General features: G+C 67.6%; 2 protein-coding genes and 1 pseudogene. 1 reads left to right on the forward strand and 2 read right to left on the reverse strand.

The features are described from left to right. A pseudogene (locus tag JMF90_RS32340) lies at positions 1-219 on the reverse strand (LysR family transcriptional regulator); the annotation flags it as partial. Between the two features lie 108 nt (positions 220-327). Here JMF90_RS32340 and lysA point away from each other — a divergent pair. Then, complete coding sequence (gene lysA, locus JMF90_RS32345; protein ID WP_012339670.1) at positions 328-1,566, forward strand: diaminopimelate decarboxylase; 1,239 nt, start codon at positions 328-330, stop codon at positions 1,564-1,566. A 193-nt stretch (positions 1,567-1,759) separates the two neighbouring features. Here lysA and JMF90_RS32350 read toward each other — a convergent pair whose 3' ends face one another. Beyond that, complete coding sequence (locus JMF90_RS32350) at positions 1,760-2,647, reverse strand: DMT family transporter (protein ID WP_012339669.1); 888 nt, start codon at positions 2,645-2,647, stop codon at positions 1,760-1,762. Positions 2,648-2,750: the final 103 nt, after the last annotated feature.

Below are 2,750 nucleotides of genomic sequence, written 5' to 3' on the forward strand. Positions count from 1 at the left end.
ACGCGAGCCGCACGTCGTCGAACAGCGTGAGCGCGGCGAGTCGTCGGGCGGCAGTCGGCCGTGCGCGCGTTCGAACAGCGCAAAGCCGACGACCTGCTCCATCCGCGCCAGTTCGCGGCTGATGGTCGGCTGCGACGTGTACAGCATCTCGGCCGCGCGCGTCGTGCTGCCGGTGACCATCAGCGCGCGGAACACCTCGATATGACGGTGCGTCAGCATGATCGTATATATCAGAAATGAATCGAATGAAGATAAACAGGCATTTTACTGGATAACCAATCGGGCGCATCATCGCGCTATCCGTTCATTCGATCCGATTCATCCACCATGTCCCTCGATTCCCGCCAGCTCGCGGCCCTCGCGCAGCAATACGGCACCCCGCTGTGGGTGTACGACGCCGACGTCATCCGCGACCGCATTGCCCAACTTCGCCAGTTCGACGTGATCCGTTATGCGCAGAAGGCGAACTCGAACGTCCATATCCTGAAGCTGATGCGCGACGAAGGCGCGTGCGTCGACGCCGTGTCGCTCGGCGAGATCGAGCGCAGCCTCGCGGCCGGGTTCAGTCCCGCAGGCGAACCGGAAGGCGTCGTGTTCACGGCCGACCTGATCGACCGCCCGACACTCGCGGCGGTGCTCAAGCATGGCGTGACCGTGAACGCCGGTTCGCTCGACATGCTCGCGCGCATCGGCGAGCACGCGCCCGGCCACCGCGTGTGGCTGCGCGTCAACCCCGGGTTCGGCCACGGCCACAGCAACAAGACCAACACCGGCGGCCCGCAGAGCAAGCATGGCATCTGGATCGACGACGTCCCGCGCGCGATCGAGATCGTGCGCCAGTACGGGCTGAAGCTGGTCGGCATCCATATGCACATCGGTTCGGGCGTCGACTACGGCCACCTGTCGCAGGTATGCGATGCGATGGTCGACCTCGTCACGTCGCTCGGCCACGACATCGACGCGATTTCGGCCGGCGGCGGCCTGTCGATCCCGTATCGCGACGGCGAGCTGCGCGTCGACGTCGGTCACTACTTCAGCCAGTGGGACGCCGCGCGCAAGCGGATCGAACGGCATCTCGGCCACCCGGTGCGCATCGAGATCGAACCGGGCCGCTTCCTCGTCGCCGAAGCCGGCACGCTCGTCACCGAGGTGCAGGCCGTCAACCGTCGGCCGAAGCACGATTTCGTGCTGATCGACGCCGGCTTCAACGACCTGATGCGCCCGTCGATGTACGGCAGCTATCACGCGGTGTCGGTGCACGCGCACGATGGCGGGCTGCCCGCCGACCGGCCGCTCGTCGACCTCGCGATCGCCGGGCCGCTGTGCGAATCGGGCGACGTGTTCACGCAGGATGCCGGCGGCGTGGTCACGCACCGCAAGCTCGCGCAGCCGCAGATCGGCGATCTGCTGTTCCTGCACGACGCGGGCGCGTACGGCGCGTCGATGTCGTCGAACTACAACAGCCGGCCGCTCGCGCCGGAGGTGCTGGTCGATCGCGGCACGCCGCGGTTGATCCGCCGCCGGCAGACGATCGGCGAACTGCTCGCGCTCGAAACGTTCGAGTAACGCCCGCCCGGCGTGACGAACGCCAACGGCCAGGCTTGCCGCTACCGGCAGTCTGGCCGTTTTGCCTTGGGCCGCGTCATCGGGTGCAGGATCGAGCGCACGTCGCGATCACGCGTATCGGCGGCAACCGGCTTGCCGCCAGCCTCGCACCGGAGGGCGTCGGCCTGATACGCGACACACCGCTGCCCCTGCGTCACCCTGCGCGCTGCACGGGCGCCATCTTCGAGAAATACTTCGCGCCCGCCACGCAGCCGACCACCACGACCGTCACGACGACCATCGACGGCGGCACCGTCTCATGCAGCAGCCCGGCCGCGAGCAGGAAGCCGAAGAACGGCTGCAGCAGCTGCAACTGGCCAACGCCCGCGATTCCGCCGAGCGCCAGCCCGCGATACCAGAACACGAAGCCGATCAACATGCTGAACAGCGACACGTACGCGAGCCCCCACAGCGCGGCGGCGTCGACGCCGTCGAACGACGCGGGCCAGGTCAGCCATGTGAGCGGCAGCATCAGCGGCAGCGACAGCACGAGCGCCCACGAGATCACCTGCCAGCCGCCGAGCTGGCGCGACAGGCGCGCGCCTTCCGCATAACCGAGCCCGCATGCAACGATCGCGGCCAGCATCAGCGCATCGCCGACCACGGACGCCTGCCCGCCGTTGCGCAGCGCGAACGCGGCCACCGCGCCGCTGCCGACGATCGAGAAGATCCAGAACGGCAACCGCGGCCGTTCGCCGCCGCGCCACACGCCGAACAGTGCAGTCGCGAGCGGCAGCAGCCCGACGAACACGATCGCATGCGCCGACGTCACGTGCTTCAGCGCCAGCGCCGTCAACAACGGGAAACCGACCACCACACCGAGCGCGACGATGGCCAGCGACACGGCCTCGGCGCGCGACGGCCGCTTCTGCTTCAGCACGACGAGCAGCAACAGGCCGAGCGCGCCGGCGATCGTCGCGCGGGCGAACGTGAGGAACAGCGGGTCGAGCCCTTGCACCGCGACCCGCGTCGCGGGCAGCGAGCCACTGAAGATGATCACGCCCAGCAAGCCGCTGAGCCATCCGTCGGTCGTCTTTTGCACGGTCAATCCTGAATGGAAAGTGGATGACCGATGATCCGCCGCCGGCGAAACCGGCGTAAGCTACAGCCCAATACAATCCAGACAAACTGTACTGGACAACCCG

Origin of the sequence: Burkholderia sp. E168m23 (assembly GCF_016586125.1) — a bacterium.
Lineage (GTDB): Bacteria > Pseudomonadota > Gammaproteobacteria > Burkholderiales > Burkholderiaceae > Burkholderia > Burkholderia orbicola.

Coding starts and splice junctions, on each gene's coding strand:
- lysA (WP_012339670.1), top strand. CDS start 328: ATGTCCCTCGATTCCCGCCAGCTCGCGGCCCTCGCGCAGCAATACGGC.